Annotated in this window: 16 protein-coding genes; 5 read left to right on the forward strand and 11 right to left on the reverse strand. The window is 65.9% G+C overall.

The genetic code is table 11. The features are described from left to right. Window position 1: 1 nt before the first annotated feature. The 11 genes from K7G82_RS14775 to K7G82_RS14825 all read right to left on the reverse strand — a co-directional run bounded on the left by K7G82_RS14775 (window position 2) and on the right by K7G82_RS14825 (window position 14488). On the reverse strand, window positions 2–1084 hold the full coding sequence (locus tag K7G82_RS14775; RefSeq protein ID WP_222990665.1) for an acyl-CoA dehydrogenase family protein: 1083 nt from the start codon (window positions 1082–1084) through the stop codon (window positions 2–4). Next, complete coding sequence (locus tag K7G82_RS14780) at window positions 1081–1947, reverse strand: acyl-CoA dehydrogenase family protein (protein WP_222990666.1); 867 nt, start codon at window positions 1945–1947, stop codon at window positions 1081–1083. The genes K7G82_RS14775 and K7G82_RS14780 overlap by 4 nt, the downstream gene beginning before the upstream one ends. A 6-nt stretch (window positions 1948–1953) precedes the next feature. Next, window positions 1954–2769, reverse strand: coding sequence for an alpha/beta fold hydrolase (locus K7G82_RS14785; protein ID WP_222990667.1), 816 nt, complete (start codon window positions 2767–2769; stop codon window positions 1954–1956). A 35-nt stretch (window positions 2770–2804) separates the two neighbouring features. Next, on the reverse strand, window positions 2805–3647 hold the full coding sequence (locus tag K7G82_RS14790) for a VOC family protein (RefSeq protein ID WP_222990668.1): 843 nt from the start codon (window positions 3645–3647) through the stop codon (window positions 2805–2807). Then, the gene (locus K7G82_RS14795; RefSeq protein WP_222990669.1) at window positions 3647–4630 is read right to left on the reverse strand and encodes an alpha/beta hydrolase; all 984 of its coding nucleotides are present in this window, start codon (window positions 4628–4630) and stop codon (window positions 3647–3649) included. The genes K7G82_RS14790 and K7G82_RS14795 overlap by 1 nt, the downstream gene beginning before the upstream one ends. Continuing rightward, a complete protein-coding gene (locus tag K7G82_RS14800) occupies window positions 4627–6294 on the reverse strand; it encodes an FAD-dependent monooxygenase (RefSeq protein ID WP_222990670.1) in 1668 nt (555 codons plus the stop codon). Before K7G82_RS14800 ends, K7G82_RS14795 begins: the two co-directional genes overlap by 4 nt. 9 nt (window positions 6295–6303) lie before the next feature. Then, window positions 6304–8478 carry a TonB-dependent receptor gene (locus tag K7G82_RS14805; RefSeq protein WP_222990671.1) on the reverse strand — a complete coding sequence of 725 codons (2175 nt, stop codon included), beginning with the start codon at window positions 8476–8478 and terminating at the stop codon, window positions 6304–6306. Window positions 8479–8739: 261 nt separating this feature from the next. Further along, entirely contained in the window at window positions 8740–11088 is a 2349-nt protein-coding gene (locus K7G82_RS14810) for a TonB-dependent receptor (RefSeq protein ID WP_222990672.1), read from the reverse strand. Between the two features lie 178 nt (window positions 11089–11266). Beyond that, on the reverse strand, window positions 11267–12049 hold the full coding sequence (locus K7G82_RS14815; RefSeq protein WP_222990673.1) for an SDR family NAD(P)-dependent oxidoreductase: 783 nt from the start codon (window positions 12047–12049) through the stop codon (window positions 11267–11269). Between the two features lie 5 nt (window positions 12050–12054). Beyond that, window positions 12055–12849, reverse strand: a complete 795-nt coding sequence (locus K7G82_RS14820) for an enoyl-CoA hydratase/isomerase family protein (RefSeq protein ID WP_222990674.1) — start codon at window positions 12847–12849, stop codon at window positions 12055–12057. A 16-nt stretch (window positions 12850–12865) separates the two neighbouring features. Further along, window positions 12866–14488 carry a class I adenylate-forming enzyme family protein gene (locus K7G82_RS14825; RefSeq protein ID WP_222990675.1) on the reverse strand — a complete coding sequence of 541 codons (1623 nt, stop codon included), beginning with the start codon at window positions 14486–14488 and terminating at the stop codon, window positions 12866–12868. Between the two features lie 196 nt (window positions 14489–14684). Here K7G82_RS14825 and K7G82_RS14830 point away from each other — a divergent pair, with 196 nt between their 5' ends. From K7G82_RS14830 to K7G82_RS14850, 5 genes are all read left to right on the forward strand, one after another. Then, entirely contained in the window at window positions 14685–15200 is a 516-nt protein-coding gene (locus tag K7G82_RS14830; protein WP_222990676.1) for an FAS1-like dehydratase domain-containing protein, read from the forward strand. Then, complete coding sequence (locus K7G82_RS14835) at window positions 15197–15676, forward strand: MaoC/PaaZ C-terminal domain-containing protein (protein WP_222990677.1); 480 nt, start codon at window positions 15197–15199, stop codon at window positions 15674–15676. Before K7G82_RS14830 ends, K7G82_RS14835 begins: the two co-directional genes overlap by 4 nt. A 102-nt stretch (window positions 15677–15778) precedes the next feature. Further along, window positions 15779–16924, forward strand: coding sequence for an acyl-CoA dehydrogenase family protein (locus K7G82_RS14840; RefSeq protein ID WP_222990678.1), 1146 nt, complete (start codon window positions 15779–15781; stop codon window positions 16922–16924). Beyond that, window positions 16921–17670, forward strand: a complete 750-nt coding sequence (locus K7G82_RS14845; protein WP_222990679.1) for an enoyl-CoA hydratase/isomerase family protein — start codon at window positions 16921–16923, stop codon at window positions 17668–17670. The genes K7G82_RS14840 and K7G82_RS14845 overlap by 4 nt, the downstream gene beginning before the upstream one ends. Continuing rightward, window positions 17667–18143, forward strand: a complete 477-nt coding sequence (locus K7G82_RS14850; RefSeq protein ID WP_246623566.1) for a MaoC family dehydratase — start codon at window positions 17667–17669, stop codon at window positions 18141–18143. The genes K7G82_RS14845 and K7G82_RS14850 overlap by 4 nt, the downstream gene beginning before the upstream one ends. Window positions 18144–18145 lie beyond the last annotated feature (2 nt).

An 18145-nucleotide genomic window follows, 5' to 3' on the forward strand; every position in this document is an offset into this window, starting at 1 on the left:
GTCATCGTCCTGAACCCAGAATCGCCGCCCCAAGCTCGCTCAGGAACCGATGGTTCGGCCCGTTCTCCAATTGCAGCTCGGCCGCCAGACCGTCGAAGCGATCATCCTCGCCCAAAGATGATCCGGCCTGCCGCAATCGCGCCACCTCGCCGGTCAGGCGTCGTGCGAGCAGTTCCGCGACTGCCCGGTTAAGGCCGAAATCCTCGGCATTGGCGATCGATTCGAAATGCCCGAGCCGACGGAGCGTCGCATCGAGCGTCGACAGCATCGCCATATCGCCGGCATCCGGACGCGCCGCCGCCAGCAGCCTCTCCGACGCTTCGAGCGCGCGTGCATCAAGCCGCGCGGACGCGAAACCGCGCAATATGCCTGCAACAGCCCAGCCCGCACCGATGTCCCCAAGGCGGTTCGTTTCAGGAACCCAGATATCGTCGAGCAATACCTCGTCGAAATCGGCGCGCCCCGAGGTCAGCGGTATCGGCAGGATGCGAACCCCTGGCGCCGGCAATTCGACAATGAAGCAGGTCGAACACCCCGCCTGCCCGGCCGTCGCCCCGGTATGGGCGAGCAAAATCGCATGCGTTGCCAGACCCGCGAAGCGGCACCAGATTTTCTTGCCGCTGATCCGCCAGCCACCATCGCCGCGCGTCGCCACGGTCTCGGGATTACCGATCGACAAGCCGGATCCCGGCTCGGCGAACAGCGCCGTCCAGATCGCCTGTCCACTCGCGATATGCGGCAAAAGCGCCGCCTGCTGATCGGCGCGACCATGGCCCATGAGCATCGGCGCAACCGCATCCAGCCCCAGCCGCAACCGCGTGGCCGCGGGAGCGATCTCCTCCTCCAGCACGCGCAGCCGATGAAGCTCCCAGAGCGGAACCGGTCTTCCGTCCGCCGCCTTCGGCCAGCCGAGCCGCGACCAGCCCGCTTCCGCCTTGCGCGCTTGCCACGCCGCCGCGTCGATCGATGCCGCCGCCCGGCCGAACGCTTCGAGCCAGTGGTGAAAGGCTCGCCCATCCTCGCTCGACACGGCCGGACGACCGACGCCGCCGACGAGATCGGCCAGATAGGCTCGCGCGATCATGAAAGCTCTCCAAGCCGAGAGCGCCAATATGCGGCGGCGCGCGTCAGGCGCACCCGATCGCCGAGTCCGTGATGGAGGCGCTGCATGCCGTGCCCCGCGACCACGGCGATACCGCCATGCAGTTCCATGCAATGCCCCGCGCAACCGGCTGCCCGCTCGAACCAGGCCAGGCGCGCCCGGGCAAGCAATCGACCGCCTTCGTCGTCCGCGCCCGTTCTGAAAGCCGCGTGAGCTTCATCCAGCGCGGTGCGAAGCATGAGCAGCGAAAGATAGATTTCCGCGATCTGTTCGCGAACCGCCGGAACCGCGCCGAGCCGCCAATCACCGGTCGTCCGTCCACGCACATAATCCAGGCAGGCGTCGAACATCGCCAGCAGGGTGCCCAGTTGTTCATAGGCGCCGAGAAGTTCGGCCAGGTCAGCGACAAGCCCGGCATCCGCGAGCCGCCGGGCCTCCACCGCCCGCGCCGTGACGACAATATGGCATTCGTCCGGACGGGAAACGGCGATCCCCGTTCGGGCAAGCATCAGGTGCAGAAGCAGCGGCGCCCCGCCGGCATCGACACCCGCGACCAGCATGCCCGTTGCCCTGGACGTCCCCCGCATCGCCAATGGTTCGAACGAGACCAGACCTTGATCTCCACCCTGCACAAATGGGTCGAACTCAAGTCGCGGCGGCCATCGCCGATTGTCGGCGAGCGCGATCGGCGCGACATCACCCAATCCCATCCTCCGGGAAAGGATCGGCAGGATGCCGCCACTATCCGCATCGGAAGCGCGCGCCAGCGACAGGGCGTCGAGATGGAGCCCATCGAATGCGGCAAGCGCTTCGGGTATCTCCCCCCCATGTTGTCGACGAAGCATGCGCGGCTATTTCGACAGGAAGGCCAGGACCTCGCGATCGAACAGTTCGGACTGCTCCATCATGAACCAGTGGCCGCACTGCCGGCTGATCATCATCGTGCAATCCGCCACTTCCTGCGCAAGCGTCAGGGCACCCGAAACCGGACAGAAACGGTCGGCGGCACCCCAGAAACCGAGGACGGGCTGCACCAGCTCCTTCAGGCGAGAAGAGAGATTGTAGCCGGTCGCCCGGCTGTAGACCGTCGAATTCTGGAGTTTCGCCATCTCGAAGCGCTCACGGACGAGGTCATGCGGCAATCTGGCGGGATCGGCGAACATCAATGCGAAGGTCTGCTCGAGATTCTCGAGCTTGAGACCGCCTTCGTCGAGCAGGACCCGGCGCATCGCCTGGATGCCCGGCATCTGCGCAAACACCTCGCGTTCGTCGAGCCAGCCCGGCGCCATCAGGACGAGCCGGTCGACAAGATCGGGGCGATCGAGCGCGACCTGGATCGCGACGGCGCCGCCGAGCGAATTACCGATGAGCACGACCTTCGAGAGAGTCAGGCTCTCGATCGCCCGGACGATCGTTCCCGCATGGAAGTCCAATGTGAAATCCACATCCTCGGGCTTGCTCGAATGACCGAAGCCGACCATGTCCGGCATCAGGCACCGATACCCCTTGCCCGCGAAATGCCGGGCATTGCCCCGGAAATTATTCCAGCTCGACGCCCCCGGGCCGCTGCCGTGGATGAAAATCAGCGCCGGCCCCTCGCCCAGTTCCGCCAGGTTCATCTCAAGCCCCCGCTCGAGGGCGATGCGGCTCAGTCTGGGTTGGTCCATATCGGTCCTCGCTGGATGCGGTTGATGCGCCGAGGTCATCGGTCGCGCGGGGGCGGAGGCCGATGGCCCCACAGGCTGGTGCTGCGATATTCGGCCGTCCGCCAGGCAGCCTCGTCTTCGATGCGGATCGAGCCGCAGCCGATCTCGACCCACAGGCCCGACGGCGTCGCGCTGTAGAAGGACAGCGAACGATCATTGCTGTGCTGGCCAAGCGTCGCGGCGATGCCGAAGCGACTGTCGATCATCCGGTCATAGGTTCGGCCAAGATCCTCGAGGCTGCGCAGTTCGAGCATGAAATGCTGGAGCCGTCGCTGCGATCCGATCCCGCCTTCCATCAGCGCAAGAGAATGATGACGCTCGTTGAAGTGGACGAACGCGATGCGCGCGGTGCCGCCATCGTCGCCGAGCAGGATATGATCGCTCAGCGCACCGCCAAGAACATGCGTGTAGAATGCAACGCTGCGGTCCATGTCGGCGACCTTGAGCAATGCATGCCCGAAGCCCGATCCATCGGCGACGAACCCCTGGGCAAGCCGGGCCGAATGAAAGGGCGTGGCGTTTGCCTCAAGCGCGGCGACCAGTTCGATCTCGACCCCATCAGGATCGGCGAAGCGCAATATGCCGTCATCCCCCTCGGCCGCCGCGCCGCCGAGCTTCGCCAAGGCGCCGGCACGGCCAGCATCGTCGGTCAGGAAACCCAGGCTCCGCAGGTCGTCGGCGCCGCCTTCGTCGATCAGAATTCGATACGCGGCCTCGTCGAGCCGGAGCGCCAGACCTGCATCGCGTCGCGAAACGCCGCAGCCGAGCAGGTCGGCGAATTCCGCCCAATCGTCGATCCGCGTCGATTGCAGACGGAGATAGGCCAGACTGGTCGCCATCAGTCGAGCGCCTCGCGCAAGGCATCGGCCTGTGCCGTGCGCGCATCGATGCCGGCGGGAGAGAGCTTGCCCGGGTCCTCGCCGAAACTGAACGAGTGCCCTTCCATCGGATAGCAGCGATGATCGACCGCAACCCCGGCATCGCGCAGGCGGTTGGCGTAGAATTCCATCTCGTCGCGCAGGATGTCGAACTCCGCCGCGACGATCAGCGCGGGCGCGACCCCCCGCAAGCTGGGCGCCAGCACCGGCGACACCCGCCAGTCCCACCGCTCCTCGGCACGATTGAGGTAACGGCGGATGATGTAGCGGTTGTCGGCGGTCGACAGCTGGTAGCCGCGGCCATTCTCCGCATGCGACCGATAGTCGCAGCGCGCGTCGAGCAACGCGTCGAACAGCCATTGCAGGCGCAGGGGCGGCAGGCCGGCATCGCGGGCCATGATCGCCGCTGCGGCGGCATGGGTGGCACCGGTACAGCCCCCGCCGATCGCGATCCGCCGTGCATCGCCGCCGATCGCATCGGCATTGGCGGACAGCCATTGCAATATCGTCCAGACATCGTCGATCGCGGCCGGGAACTTATGTTCGGGCGGAAGGCGAAAATCGGGCAATGCGACGATGCAATCGATCGTGCGCGCCATGCCGACACAGGCAGGCGTATAGCCATCGAGCCCGCCGCCGCCGATAAAGCCGCCGCCATGGACATAGAGAGAGATACCGCGAACGCGCTCGCGCCCGCGTGGCCTGAACAGGCGCATCGGGATCACCCCGGCCGTCCCCGGCACGGAGATGTCCCGCCACTCGATATCGTCGCTCTCCACCGGCGCCTGGGTGTAGGCGCTCATCCGTTCGCGAAAGCCGCCGACGCCGAGTTCCTCGAACGGCGGCCAGCCGGCGCGTGCAAGCAGCGCCGCACGGGTTTCCGCCGGCAGCCGGGCGAGCCGCTGCTGCCGGAGCGCTTCCCAGTCATGGGGATCGCCGCTCATACGGCCGTGGCCCGGCCGGTGACGACGCCGAGGATTGCCGCCGGATCGGCAGGCATCGCGTTGCCGCGCCAGGCAATCCGGCCATCCGGTCGAACGAGAAGCAGGTCGTGATCGTAAAGCTTCCGCGCTTGCGGCTCATGACCGATATCCAACACCGCCAGCGGCAAACCGATGGCGGTTGCGGCATCGGCGAAACCATCGACGGCGATCGCGCGATCCAGCCGCAGAAGCGCAAAGTCACGTCCCAGCCGCTCATAGAGCCCGACACCGTCATGGGAGACGAACCAGGGCGCGCGACACCCCGGAACCGTCGTCGGGCGATAATCGCGCACGCTGAACGCGGGAGCCTCGCCATCGTCATGGACGATGATGGGCGATGCCGAATAGGCGATACCGAAGTTCAGCCCTTGCGGGTCGAATTGCTGACTGTCGATCGCGACGATGTTGCGGCCGATGGCAGCCCGCGCGCGGGCGCCGACCGGATCATCCCGCCGCACATCGGCTTGCAGCCCCTCGGCCGCCGCCGCCTGACGCTGCTGGGCGACCATCTCGTCGGCGGCGCGCGACACGAGTTCGCCCACCGGCTTTCGTTCCGCTTCATAGGCGTCGAGCAGGGCGGGCGATGCCCAGCCATTCAGGACGGCGCCGAGCATCCAGCCGAGGCTGGCGGCATCCTCGACGCCCGAATTCATGCCGAAACCGCCGAAGGGAGGCCAGATATGCGCGGCATCGCCGGCGAGGAAGAAGCGGCCGATGCGATAATTCTCCGCGACCGCCCGGTTGAGCCGCCACTGCTCGGCAGCAATCACCTCGTAATCGATATCGGTGCCGAGCAGCGCGCGCACGCCGGGACGCCAGTCGAATTCGTCATGGGTCAGATGAGCGGGAACGTTGCAATGGACGAGCCACAGTTCCTCGCCGTCGATCGCGATCAATGTGCCGCGCTGCTGCTCCTGGATGATCCAGTTCATCCAGACGCCGCCGTCCGGGCCCGCCGCAAGCATGCCCTTCGATCGGAAATAGATCGCCCAGATCTTCGTTTCGACCGCACTCGATCCGACCAGCTTCGTCCCCATCGCCCGGCGGACAAGGGAACGCCCGCCATCACAGCCGACGACATAGGCGAAGCTCGGTTCAGCGGCGCTTCCGTCCGCGCCCTCCCGCATGGTGACGCGAACACCATCGTCGTGCGCTTCGGCCGCCACGACTTCGGTATCGAAGCGGAGATCGATCAGCGGCTCAGCGGCGATCCGGGCGCGCAGCACCTGTTCGAGATAGATCTGGCTCGCCCGATGCGGACGATGGGCTGACGGCCAGCCGCCGTCGAAGGCGAAACGGTCATCGCTCCACCGCCTCGCACGGGACGGGAGATGCAGACGCGCGATCTCGTGCCCCCCGGCATAGCTGGTCGAGTAGACGACGTCATTGGTGAACCCAGGCGGAAGGCCGCATCCGACGATGCCATCCGCACAGCCCAGCCGATCGAATATCTCAAGCGATCGGGCGCTGATCGTATTGCATTTGGGGTGGGCGGGCGCGTCGGCGCCGCGCTGCTCGGCAAGCATGGTCGCGATGCCGCGCGATGCCAGCTCGAGCGCCAGCGTCATGCCCACCGGGCCCGCACCGACGATCAGCACCTGGGGCACGGCCGATATATTGATCATCGCAGCCCCTCAAAAGCTCTTCGTCACGCGCACGCCATAGGTGCGCGGCGGATCCCAGAAGAGCAGATGGGGTGACCCGATCTGGGCGGTCAGAACGCTGACATAGCCGCGCACAAGCTCGTTGGTCAGGTTCTTGCCCCAGAGCGAGACTTCCAGGCTCTGGTCGGGCGAGACATAGGTTATGCTGGCATCCACCCGGCCGACCGCGCCCTGCGAGGATTGCGCCTCGTTGAAGGCGTCGAAATAGATGCGGTCTTCCCAGTAATAGCTGGTGTTGAAGCGAAGCTTTCCAGCGCTGGAAAGGTCGGCGACATAGGTCGCGCCTAGGTTGAACTTCAGTTCGGGCACATTCGGCAGCCGGTTGCCCGCCAGGTTCTGCAGCCCCTTGGCCGGACGCGCCGCATCCTGCGACATATATTCCTTCAGCCGGGCGTCGGTATAAGCCATGGTCAGATCGAAGGTCAGGCCCCGAACCGGCCGCACGCTGCCTTCGAATTCCACGCCCTTGATCGTCGAGCGGCCCGCATTGTTGAAGGAGGTCGCGAAGTCGACGACCTGCACCAGCTGCATGTCGCGATAATTGCTGTAGAAGCCGACCAGCGAGAATTGCACGCCGCCGTTGAGATAGGCCCCTTTGACGCCCCCCTCGAAGCTCGTGACCTTTTCCGGATCGAAGGAACTGGTCTGGAGCGCGCCGGTGTTGAACCCGCCCGACTTGAACCCGCGCGAGGCCTTGGCGAAGATCATCGAACCCGGCGTGACGTGGAACTGCACGCCCGCATCCCAGGTCACCGCACCCCAGCTGTCGCGGCCGGTGTTGTTACCGGCGAAAGGAATGCCGTCGAAGCGGAGGAACTCCGACATCGTCTTGCGATCCTTGCTGTAGCGGACACCCCCGAACAGCTCGACGAGCGGGCTCAGCCGATAATCGAAATGGCCGAAGGCCGCGTAGGACTCGGTCTTGACGTTGCCGCCGTTGAACAGGGTGATGTTGGGCTTGAAGAAGGGAATGGCGCGATCGAAGCCGCCATCCTCCTGGAAATAATAAAGGCCCAGGATCCAGTTGAGGGCGCCGGGCTTCGACACCAGTTGCACTTCCTGGCTGAACTGCCAGATGTCGTTGTTGATGTTGAGCGTCGAGAAATCGACGTCCAGTCCGTCGCCCTCGTCGTCGCGATTGCCGTATCTTGAGTCGCGATAGGAGCTGAGCGAGACCAGATCGAACGCCTCGAATGCATAGCGCGCACGCGCCGTGACGCTCCAGAAATCCATGTCCTCCTTCGGCTCCAGCGTCGAGACCACCGCCCGGACATCGTAGGGGACAAGCGGTTTGCCATTATAAGGCGGCAGCTCCGCCGCGGTCGGCGCGCCATCGGGGCCACCGATGAACTTGCGGCCCGGACCGCGCCGGCCGTTGTGATAATATTCGCCGAGCAGGAGCAGCTCGAAACGATCGGTCGGCTCGAACAGCAACTGGCCGCGCAATGTGTAATTGTCCTGATCGTCGAGACGCCTGCCCCCTGGCATCGCGTTGCGGGTATACCCCTTGTTGTATTCGCGCTTGAAGCCGAGGCGCGCCGAAATGGTGTCGCTGAGCCCGCCATTGACGACCGCGGACGCCTCATAGGCATCGTAGTTTCCGTAGCTGCCGGACAGGACCGCCTCGAATTCCTGGGTCGGGCGCCGATAGATCAGGTTGATGGCGCCGCCTGTCGTGTTGCGGCCATAAAGCGTACCCTGCGGCCCGCGCAGGACCTCGACCCGCTCGAGATCGAAGAAAGCGCCGCGCTGCGCCTCGGGACGGCCGATATAGACCCCGTTGGCATGAAAGGCGACGCCGGGATCGCCGCCATAATTATAAGCCTCACTGCCGACACCGCGGATCGTGATTTTGGGGGCGGTGCTGAACAGCGAAACCTTGAGGCCGGGCACGACATTTTCCAGGTCGAGCACGTCATTGACCTGTTTGTCCTTCAACGCCTGCTCGCCAAGCGCGGTGACTGCGACCGGGACGTCGAGCAGTTTCTGCTCGCGGCGCTGCGCCGTCACGACGATCGTCGCACCCTCGTCAGCAACATCCCCATCCGCCGCGACATCGGCCGCGCCCGCCGGCGTGGCCGCCACCAGCAATGCGGCCCAGCAAACACCCTGAAGGGAAACCAGCCTCGCCATGTTCTTCTTCATCCGCCCCTCCGCTGGCGATCTCTCTCGCCTTTAATATGAGCTTTTATTCATATTGAAAAGCGGATGACGTGGCAAGCACTTTATGAGCTTTTACTCATACAAATCGCACTGACTTGCTTCGGGGGATCCGAACGGGCCCGCAGCGCCCTCCATCACGAGACGCCCTTACGCGATTTGCCCCCGCCACGGCGGATGGGCCGTGACAGGGGCAGGCTATGGCTGAGATGCCGGGATCGTGGCCGGCCTTTTCGGGCCGGTGGCCTAATATCGGAAGCTGATCGTCACCCCATAGCTTGCCGGCATGCCCGCGATCTTCGCGATATAATCGGTCAGATGGGTGACGTTGTTGTAATAATATTCGTTGGTGACGTTGCGCCCCCAGACCTGCCCGCTCCAGCGGCCGTCCGCCGATTCCAGGCCAAGGCGAAGATCGACCAGCGTATAGGATGGCAGCGTGAATTGCGGCGTGTTGCCGAAGGTGCCCGGGCTGCTGCTGTGATAGGTGAGCGCGCCGCCGATGATGGCGTGCATCCCGCCCCCGCCCACCGGGAAGCGATATTCGGCGTCGCCCACGAACTGCCATTTGGGCGTGTTGGGGAAGGATTCGCCGATATAGCTGGTCGGCGCGCCGAAGGGATCGCGCGGCTCGGCCGGCGCCACCGGATCGCGGCGGACCTTGGAGCGCACATAGGTCAGCCCCGACGACAGCCGCAGCCCCTTGACCGGGCGGAGCACCAGATTGGCCTCGAACCCATACACCTTCGACTTGGGAATGTTGACGAGCTGCGGCAGCGGGCCGAACACCGGCGTCAGCACGATGCCCTTCAACTGCTTGTCGTCATAGTCGTTGTAGAAGACCGCGAAATCGGCATTGAGCAGCCCGCCCGCCGTGGTGAAGCGCGTGCCCGCCTCATAGGCGAGGACGGCTTCCTGCGTGACCGGCGTGAACTGGCTGGAGAGGATCGCCGGCACCAGCGCGTAGCTGCCCGATTTATAGCCCTTGGTCAGATTGGCATAGGCCATCACATTGGTGTCGAACTTGTAGTCGATGCCCATCCGCCACGAGAGATTGTCCTCATCGAGCTTGGATGTGGCGAGGCCGGGCTTGAAGGTCGCCGCATCGATCGTGACGCAGCCGAGCGCCGGGATATTGACCGGCGCGCCGGTGAAGAGCCCGGCGAGGAAGCCGAAGGCGGTGGCTGCGGGAACCCCGACTGGCCCCAGGCCCTCATCCTTGATGCAGCCGGCGAAATCGCGCTTCTGCGAGGTGTAGCGCGCCGCCCCCTGAAGGGTCAGCCGATCGGTGACATGAAGGTCCAGGCTGCCGAAAGCCGAGAGCGTATCGACCTTCTGGTTGGCGATCTGGCCAAGCCGCGTGAACAGGAAGGGGCCGATCTGGTTGTTGGTGCCCTGGTTGGTCGTGATCGTGGATTCGTCGGCTTTCTCATATTGGTAATTGCCGCCGATCATCCAGTCGACGATGCCTGCCTTGCCGGCCAGGCGCAGTTCCTGCGCGAATGTCTCGAGATCGGAATCATGCGCGTCGATGCCGAAGGCGCCGAAGGCGGTGCCGTCGATGTCCATCGGCGAACTGCCCTTGAAGCGATTATAGGCGGAGATCGAGGTCAGCGACACGCTGTCCGCGATCGACCAGTCCGCGCGCAGCGACGCCTGGTGGAAACGATCGTTGCGGGCATAGTCGCGGCCCGCATCCCAGTCCGCCTCGCGCGCATCGTTCCGCGCGACGGGCGAGGCCCGCATCGCATCGGCGATATATTGGGTGAGCGGCGTCACCGCGACGGCAGGCGCGAAGCCGACGAATTGCGCCGCCTGCGTCTCGCCTTTGTCGCGCCAAGCCGAAAGCGCGAGTTCGAAGCTCAGCGCATCGCTCGGCTTCCAGTCGAAGATCGCGCGGCCGTTGAGGAAATTCTTCTTGCCCAGCCGGTCGCTCGGCCGCGTCCGGCTATATTGCCAGCCATCGGAGAACTCGCCCTGCACCGCGATGCGCGCCGACAGGCCCTCACCCAGCGGTCCGCTCAGAAAGCCGTTGAAGCTCACCTCGTTGAAGCGCGCGAAGCCTGCGGTCACGCCGGCGGCCAGGCTGTCGGTCGGCTTGGCGGCGATGAAGTTGATCGCACCGCCGGTCGAGTTCATCCCGAACAATGTGCCTTGCGGCCCCTTCAGCACCTCCACCCGCTCCAGATCGAGCAGGGCGCCGCGCGCCATCACCGAATAGGGCAGCGCCACCTGATCGGTATAGACGCTGACGGCGGGGCCGGCTGAAGTCGAATTGTCGTTATAGCCGATGCCGCGGATCGAGAAGATCGGCGTGCCGAAGGCACCCTGCTGATAGTTGAAGCCCGGCACCGCCTGAACGAGCTGCGCGGCATCGACAATGCCGGCGCGGGCGAGCGCGTCGCCCGTGACCACCGAGATCGACATCGGCACATCGGCCAGCCGCTCGGACTTTTTCTGCGCGGTCACGACGATTTCGCTCGTGTCCTCGGCCCCGACATCGTTGCCCGGCGCGGTCTGGGCCCATGCGCCGGTGACCGGCATCATCGCGAGCAGCGACGCACCGATGAAAAGCTTGCGGAATTCAGCGGACATTGTTCCTCCCCAAAGGCCTTGATGGGCCTTTCTTGTCTAAGCTGTCCACATGTCGCGATTGCCGCGCATGCGGCGGGAGGTCCGGTTTGGTTCGCCGCCTCCCTGAGCCATCAAATGCCTAAGTGCCGCCCTGCTCACATTATACTCGTCTGGATTGCGGGTTCGGCTCGGACGGCGATCACACCCCGCTATCGGCGGACATGGCGCGCATGATCCGGTCGCTTCGGGCGCGCACTTCCCCGTCCCATTCGGGATGGGTGAAGATGTGCGACCGGCCCGCCAATGCCTGTTCCAGGATGATCCGCGCGGCCGTTTCGGGGCTCAGCACCCGGCAGAGTTCAGGCTTGAAGACCGGTCCGTCGTCCGATCCGCCCGAAGACTGGATCCCCGTCGCGATCCAGCCCGGACAGGCGATCGAGACCGCGATGCCGGACGGCGCCAGTTCCTGATGCAGCACCTCCGAAAGGCCCACCACCGCGCATTTGCTGGCGGTATAGGCCCCGAAGCCGGGCAGCGGCACCAGCCCGGCCATCGACGCGATATTGACGATATGCGCCGGCCCCTCCGCCATCGCCATGCGCGGCGCGAAGGCCGCGACGCCATGGACGATTCCCATCAGATTGACATCGAGGATCCGGCGCCACCAGCTGAGTGGCATGTCGAGCGCCGGCCCGAAATCCGCGATCCCGGCATTGTTGATCAGCATGTCGCAGCGGCCGAACCGTCCGAAGCAGAGATCGGCCAGTTCTTCGACCGACGGCGCATCGGCGACATCGGCGATGGCCGGGATCGCGGCGCCGCCACGCGCGACGATCCCGGCGCAGACACCGTTCGCACCATCGCCGTCCAGATCGGCGACGATGACGGCGCCGCCGCATGCGGCGAACTGTTCGGCGATGGCGCGGCCCAGGCCGCTCGCGGCGCCGGTGACGACGCCGATCCGGCCAGCAAGCCCCGCCATCGCGTTCACCGGCCGGTGAATTGCGGCGTGGAGCGGTTCTGGAACGCCGCCACCGCGATACGGTGATCCTCCATCAGCATCGTCAGATTCTCATAGGCCGCCGCGCGGTCGATGATGGCGTTGGCCGTCACCTTGAGCCCGGCATTGACCGACGCCTTGGTCCATTTGATCGCGTTGGTTGCCCCCGCCGCCAGCCGCTCGGCCATCGCCTGCACCCTGGCGTCGATCTCGTCGAGCGGCACCGCCTCCGTGATCAGCCCGATCGCAGCCGCCTCCGCCCCGGTGATCGGATCACCGGTCAACAGATAGCGCTTCGCCCGCGCATAGCCGATCAGTTGCGGCCAGATGACCGCGCCGCCATCGCCGGCGACCAGGCCGACGGAGACGTGCGGATCGGCGAAACGCGCATCGGGCGTCGCATAGACGAAGTCGCAGAACAGCGAGAGCGAGCATCCCAGCCCCACCGCCGGGCCGACGACGCGGGCGATGACCGGCACCTCCAGGTCGAGCATGCTGTTCTGGATGCGCCGGTCATTCTCGATCGCCGCGACCGTGGCGGCGGGATCGCTCTGCAACGCCGCCAGCCAGCCGATATCGCCGCCGGCGCTAAAGGCCTGGCCCGCGCCGGTCAGGATCACCACGCCGACATCGGGATCCTGCGCGATATCGCCGAATATGCGCGAAAACTCGCCATGGATCAGCGGATTGACCGCGTTCTTGACCTCCGGGCGATCGATCGTGACGGTCAGGATCCGTCCGTTCCGTTCGATCTTCAGCCCCTTGTACGACGAATAGTCCATTGCCTTCCTTTCAGCGTCAGATGGATTGGGTTTCGAGAAAGCGGCGCGTCATTTCGGGCAGCAATTCATGCTTCTTGACCTTGCCCGAGACGGTGACCGGCAACGCGTCGACAAAGGCGACGTAGCGCGGCACCTTCCAGCGCGAGACCCGCGCGCGCATCCATGCCCGAAGCGCCTCCGCATCGGGCGCGACGCCGGATGCGGGACGGATCACCGCGCACAGTTCCTCGCCATATTTCTCGTCGGGCAGGCCGATCACCGCGACCTCGCCGACATCGGGATGCTGGAGCAGATAGGCCTCGATCTCGGCGGGATAGAGATTCTCGCCGCCGCGAATGACCATCTCCTTCAGCCGGCCGACGATCGCGACATACCCCTCCGCGTCCATCGTCGCGATGTCGCCGGTCCTAAGCCAGCCGTCCGCGTCGAAGGCGCGGGCGCTTTGTTCGGGATCGCCATAGCCGATCATCCGGCCGGGGCCGTCGACGCACAATTCGCCGGGCTCGCCGCAGGGCCGCACCCGCCCTTCCCCATCGACGATCTTCAGGGCGACGCCGGGCAGCGCAAGGCCCGAACTGTGCGTCTTGCGTTCGGCGGGGTCGCCCGGCCGCACCGTCGCGCAGACGCCGCAGCTTTCGGTCTGGCCATAGCCGTTGAGCATCTCGACACCGAAATGGCGCTCGCAGCGCGCCAGAAAGGGCGCCGGAACCGCGGCGCCGCCGACGATGATCCTGCGCAACGCCGAAAGATCGCGGCGGCGCTCCGGATCGGCCTCCATCATCGCGGTCAGCATCGAAGGCACGCCGATGAAACCGGTGCATGCCTCGCGCTCCAATATGTCGAGCGCTTCTCCCGCCCTGAAGATGTAGATGGGCAAAGTCGTCGCGCCGTTGGCGAGCGCGCCGGGCGTGGAATTGCCCGAGCCGCCGACATGGAACAGCGGAAAACCGTGACAGACCCGGTCGCCCGGCCCGAACCCCCAGGCGCGATAGGATCGCGCGCCGATGGTGACGATCGGGCCATGCGGCAGCAATGTCGCCTTGGGTCGGCCCGTCGTTCCCGACGTATATTGGATCATCAGCAGATCGGCCGGCTGGACGGATGGCAGCGGCCCTGCCGGGGCGGCATCCGCGATCATCCGATCGACGTCATCGCCGATATGGTGAAGCGCGCGCAGCGACGGCAGCTTGCGCCGCACGGTTTCGGCGATGTCGCGCATCCGCTCTCCGCCCGCCATCTCGTCATGAAAGACCGCGACCGCGTCGGCGGCGGCCAGCGCATAATCGAGTTCCGCCGCGCGATAGAGCGGGTTCAGCGCGACAAGCACCATGCCGGCCCTGGCGATGGCGAACTGGAGCGGAATCCAGTTGGGGTGATTGGGCGACCAGATCGCGATGCGTTCGCCCGGCCGATAGCCGGCGGCGATCAGCGCATAAGCGAGCCGCGTCGCGCGTTCGTCGAGTTCGGCGAAGGACCAGCGCGTCTCCGCCACGCCCGACTGGCAGGAAAAGACCACCGCCTCCGCATCGGGCCAGGCGGCGGCGGAGCGCGACAATGCGGCGCCAAGGGAAAGATCGTCCCGATCGCCGTCCGCGCATGGCGCGGCATCGGCAAGCCAAAGCGATTGGCTGAGCGGCACGTCTTCCCTCCCCGGTTCCGGTTCTCCGTCCCGACCGGGACCGCGAGACTGGAGGGATAGCGCGCACGCGCGACTTCACCTGCTCGCATATGGCTCAACTCCAGTCGTCTTCGGGCCTCCCCCAATTGCGGGCCGATCGATCGCGCCATTATACCCGATCCACCCCCCTGCCCCTTCGATCACCAGAGAAAATCGCATGGATGATCTTCCAGATATTATTAAGGACTGGATCGGACGACCGATGATCATCGTCGATCATGTCGTCACCGTCGAACAAGGTCTTTGGACCAATTTCTGCGTCGCGATCGAAGACGGAAATCTTCTTTACTGGGACTATACGGCGTCGCGCGACCAGACCGACAGCGTCATCGCGCCCCCGGCGATGCTGCCGAGCTGGGCGGTGGAGCATGACTGGGTGCCCGGCCGCGATCGCCCGGCGCGGCGGACGCTGGAGCTGCATTTCATGGTCAAGGACACGCTTGGCCTGCGCAACGGCATCGTGACCGAGGTCGAGCTGGAGCTGCACGCGCCGCTGCGCGCGGGCGAATCCGTTCGCGCCGAGCAGATCCTGCGCAGCGTCGGCCCCGAGCGCGAAACCCGGCTCGGCACCGGGCGGAACTGGGAGATCGACGTGCAGTATCGCAAGCCGGACGGCAGCCTTGCCGGCATCCAGCGCCTTCATTTCCTCGCTTACGGAAAGGTGGCGGCATGAACACGCCGATGCGCGGAACGATCGCGCCACGGGCGGGAGACCGCCTGCCCGAACTCGTGATCGGCGTCACCCGCAAGATGATCATCGCCGGGGCGACCGGCAGCCGGGACTGGCAACCGCAACATCATGACAAGGATGCCGCGAAACAGGCCGGCCTGCCCGACATCATCATGAACAACTATACCCAGGCGGGCCTGATCAGCCGCTACGTCACCGACTGGAGCGGGCCGATCGGCCGCATCGGCCGACTGAAATTTTCGATGCGGCGACCGATCTGCCCCGACAGTCAGGTCCATTTCAGCGGGCAGGTCGTCTCCGTCGAAGAGAATGGTGATCAGATCGCGTGGATCCAGCTCGATGTCGCGATGAAACAAGGCGACACTCTGCTGACCTCCGCCTCGGTCCGGCTCGCCATGCCAGCCGATGCGAGCGCGCGCTCGCCATGGCGCTGCCCGCCCGACGAATGGCGCCCTTGAACCGAATGACCGGCCGGGAATGTGAGCGCCACCCGAGTTGAGGGGGAGGCCATCAGTCCGCACAGTCCACCGCATATCGAGCCCCTGGAGCGCGCGACATCAATGGAATTGGGACTTTCCGAGGAGCAGCGCCTGCTGCAGGACACGGTGCGCCAGCTCTGCGAGAGCCGGTTTCCGCTCACCGCGTTGCGCCGGACCGAAGCCGATCCCGCCGGTCTGGATCGCGCCTTCTGGGCGCAGCTCTGCGACATCGGCGTGCCGGCGATGCCGATCGCGCCCGAACAGGGCGGGCTCGGCTTCGGCATGCTCGAAACCGCGCTCGTCTTCGAACAGCTCGGGCGGCAACTCGCGATTACCCCGCTTTTCACCAGTTCGCTGGTCGCCGCCGCGCTGTTCGCCGCCAGCGGTGACGCGCTGCCGCGAGACCAGTGGCTGGCGGAGATCGCGCAAGGGGCGATCGTCGCGGTCGCCATGACCGAGCCGGGTGGATCACCCGATATCGCGCGCTGCACCAGCCGTTTCGATCGCACATCCGATGGCATCCGCTTGAGCGGCGTGAAGCATTTCGTGCCGTTCGCGTCGATCGCATCGGCCCTGCTGGTCATCGCCCGCGACAGCGCCGGCGGCGCGCCGGCCGCGCTGCTGGTGCCGCGCGACACGCCGGGCGTCACCATCCGCCATCAGGCCAATCTCGCCACCGAACCCTATTTCGAGATCACCTTCACCGGGGCCATGCTGCCGGCGGAGAATCTGCTCGCCATCGACGATCTGCCCGGCATCTGGCGCGAAATCTCCGCGCGCGGCCATATCGCGCTGGCCGCTCAGGCGGTGGGCGCGGCGCGGCACGCCCATGAGATCAGCCTTGCCTATGCCAAGACGCGCGAGGCGTTCGGCCAGCCCATCGGCGGCTTCCAGGCGATCGCCCATTATCTGGCCGATGCGATCGTCGAGATCGAGGGATGCCAGATGCTGTTCCATCAGGCGGCCTGGTTCCATGATCAGGGGCTGGCGTTCGAGGCGGCGGCGGCGATCGCGAAACTGCAGGCCGGCGCGATGTTCCGTCGCGTCTCCGCCCTCGCCATCCAGATCCATGGCGGCATCGGCTATACCAGCGAGGCGGATCCCCAGCTTTTCTTCCGCCGCGCCAAGCAATGGCAATTGCTCGACGGCGGCGATGCCTATCTGGAAGACGAGATCGCGCGACTGACGATCGATCCGGCGATGCCCGGCGCGCGAGCGGCCGGATGACCGCGCCCGCCACCATCCGCGTCGAACGGACCGGCGCGGTCGGGCTGATCACGCTCGACCGGCCGGATCGGCTGAACGCCTATACCCCAGACATGGGCGACGAACTGGTCGACGGTTTCCGCGCACTCGCCACGGACGGCGCGGTCGGCGCGATCGTCGTCACCGGCGCGGGCCGCGCCTTTTGCGCGGGCGCGGATCACGATTTTCTGGGTGGGCGGCTCAGCCGGCGCGGCAAGCCGATCGGCGAGGAGCATTTCGTCGCGGGCTTCACGGAGGAACTGTTCTCGCTGCCCAAGCCGACCATCGCCGCCGTCAATGGCCCGGCGGTGGGCATCGGCGCGACCATGCTGCTGTCGTTCGACTTCCGCCTTGCCGGGCGCGGCGCCAGCTTCGGCTTTCCCTTCGCAAGGCTGGGCCTGATGCCGGGCATGGGATCGACCCATCTTCTGCCCGCGATCGTCGGCGCGGCCCAGGCGCGCCAGATCCTCTTGTCGGGCGCGACGCTGGACGCGGCGCGAGCGCGGGAGATCGGCCTGGTCGGTGAGGTGCTGGACGACGACGCGTTGCACGACGCCGCGATCACGCTCGCCGAACGGATCGCCGCGCTCGACGGCGCGGCGATCGCCGGGTGCAAGCGCGCGCTGAACCAGGCCGGCCTCACCGCCTTGCGCGCGGCGGTCGCGCAGGAACGGCAGGAAACCGCGACTCTCAACGCAAGCAGGCGCGCCGCCGCCGAAGGGCAATGATCACCATGGAAGAGATATTGTTCGACGACATCGCCACGCTCGAGAGGCGGATATCCGACGATTACGGCCCATGGAGCGAGGCGCTGGACGTGCCGCAGCCGATGATCACGGCCTTCGCGGAGATGACCGGGGACCGGCAATGGATCCATGTCGACACGGATCGCGCGGTGGCGGAAAGCCCGTTCGGCACCACCATCGCGCACGGCTTCCTGGTGCTCAGCCTGTCCGCCATCATCAAGAACAGCGCCGACTACGCCATTGTCGGCCATGCCAGCGCCCTCAATTACGGGCTGGAGAAAGTGCGCTTCGTCTCGCCCGTGCCCTCCGGTTCGCGGATCCATGGCCGCACGCGGATCGCGCGGGTGGCGCGCGAAAAGGGCGGCACGATGCTGACCGTGCAGGTCGCGATCCACATCGTCGGCGCCGAACGGCCGGCGCTGTGTTTCGACTGGATGCTGCTCTACCGGGGATGAGG

The organism is Sphingomonas colocasiae (genome assembly GCF_019880585.1).
GTDB classification, from domain to species: Bacteria; Pseudomonadota; Alphaproteobacteria; order Sphingomonadales; family Sphingomonadaceae; genus Sphingobium_A; species Sphingobium_A colocasiae.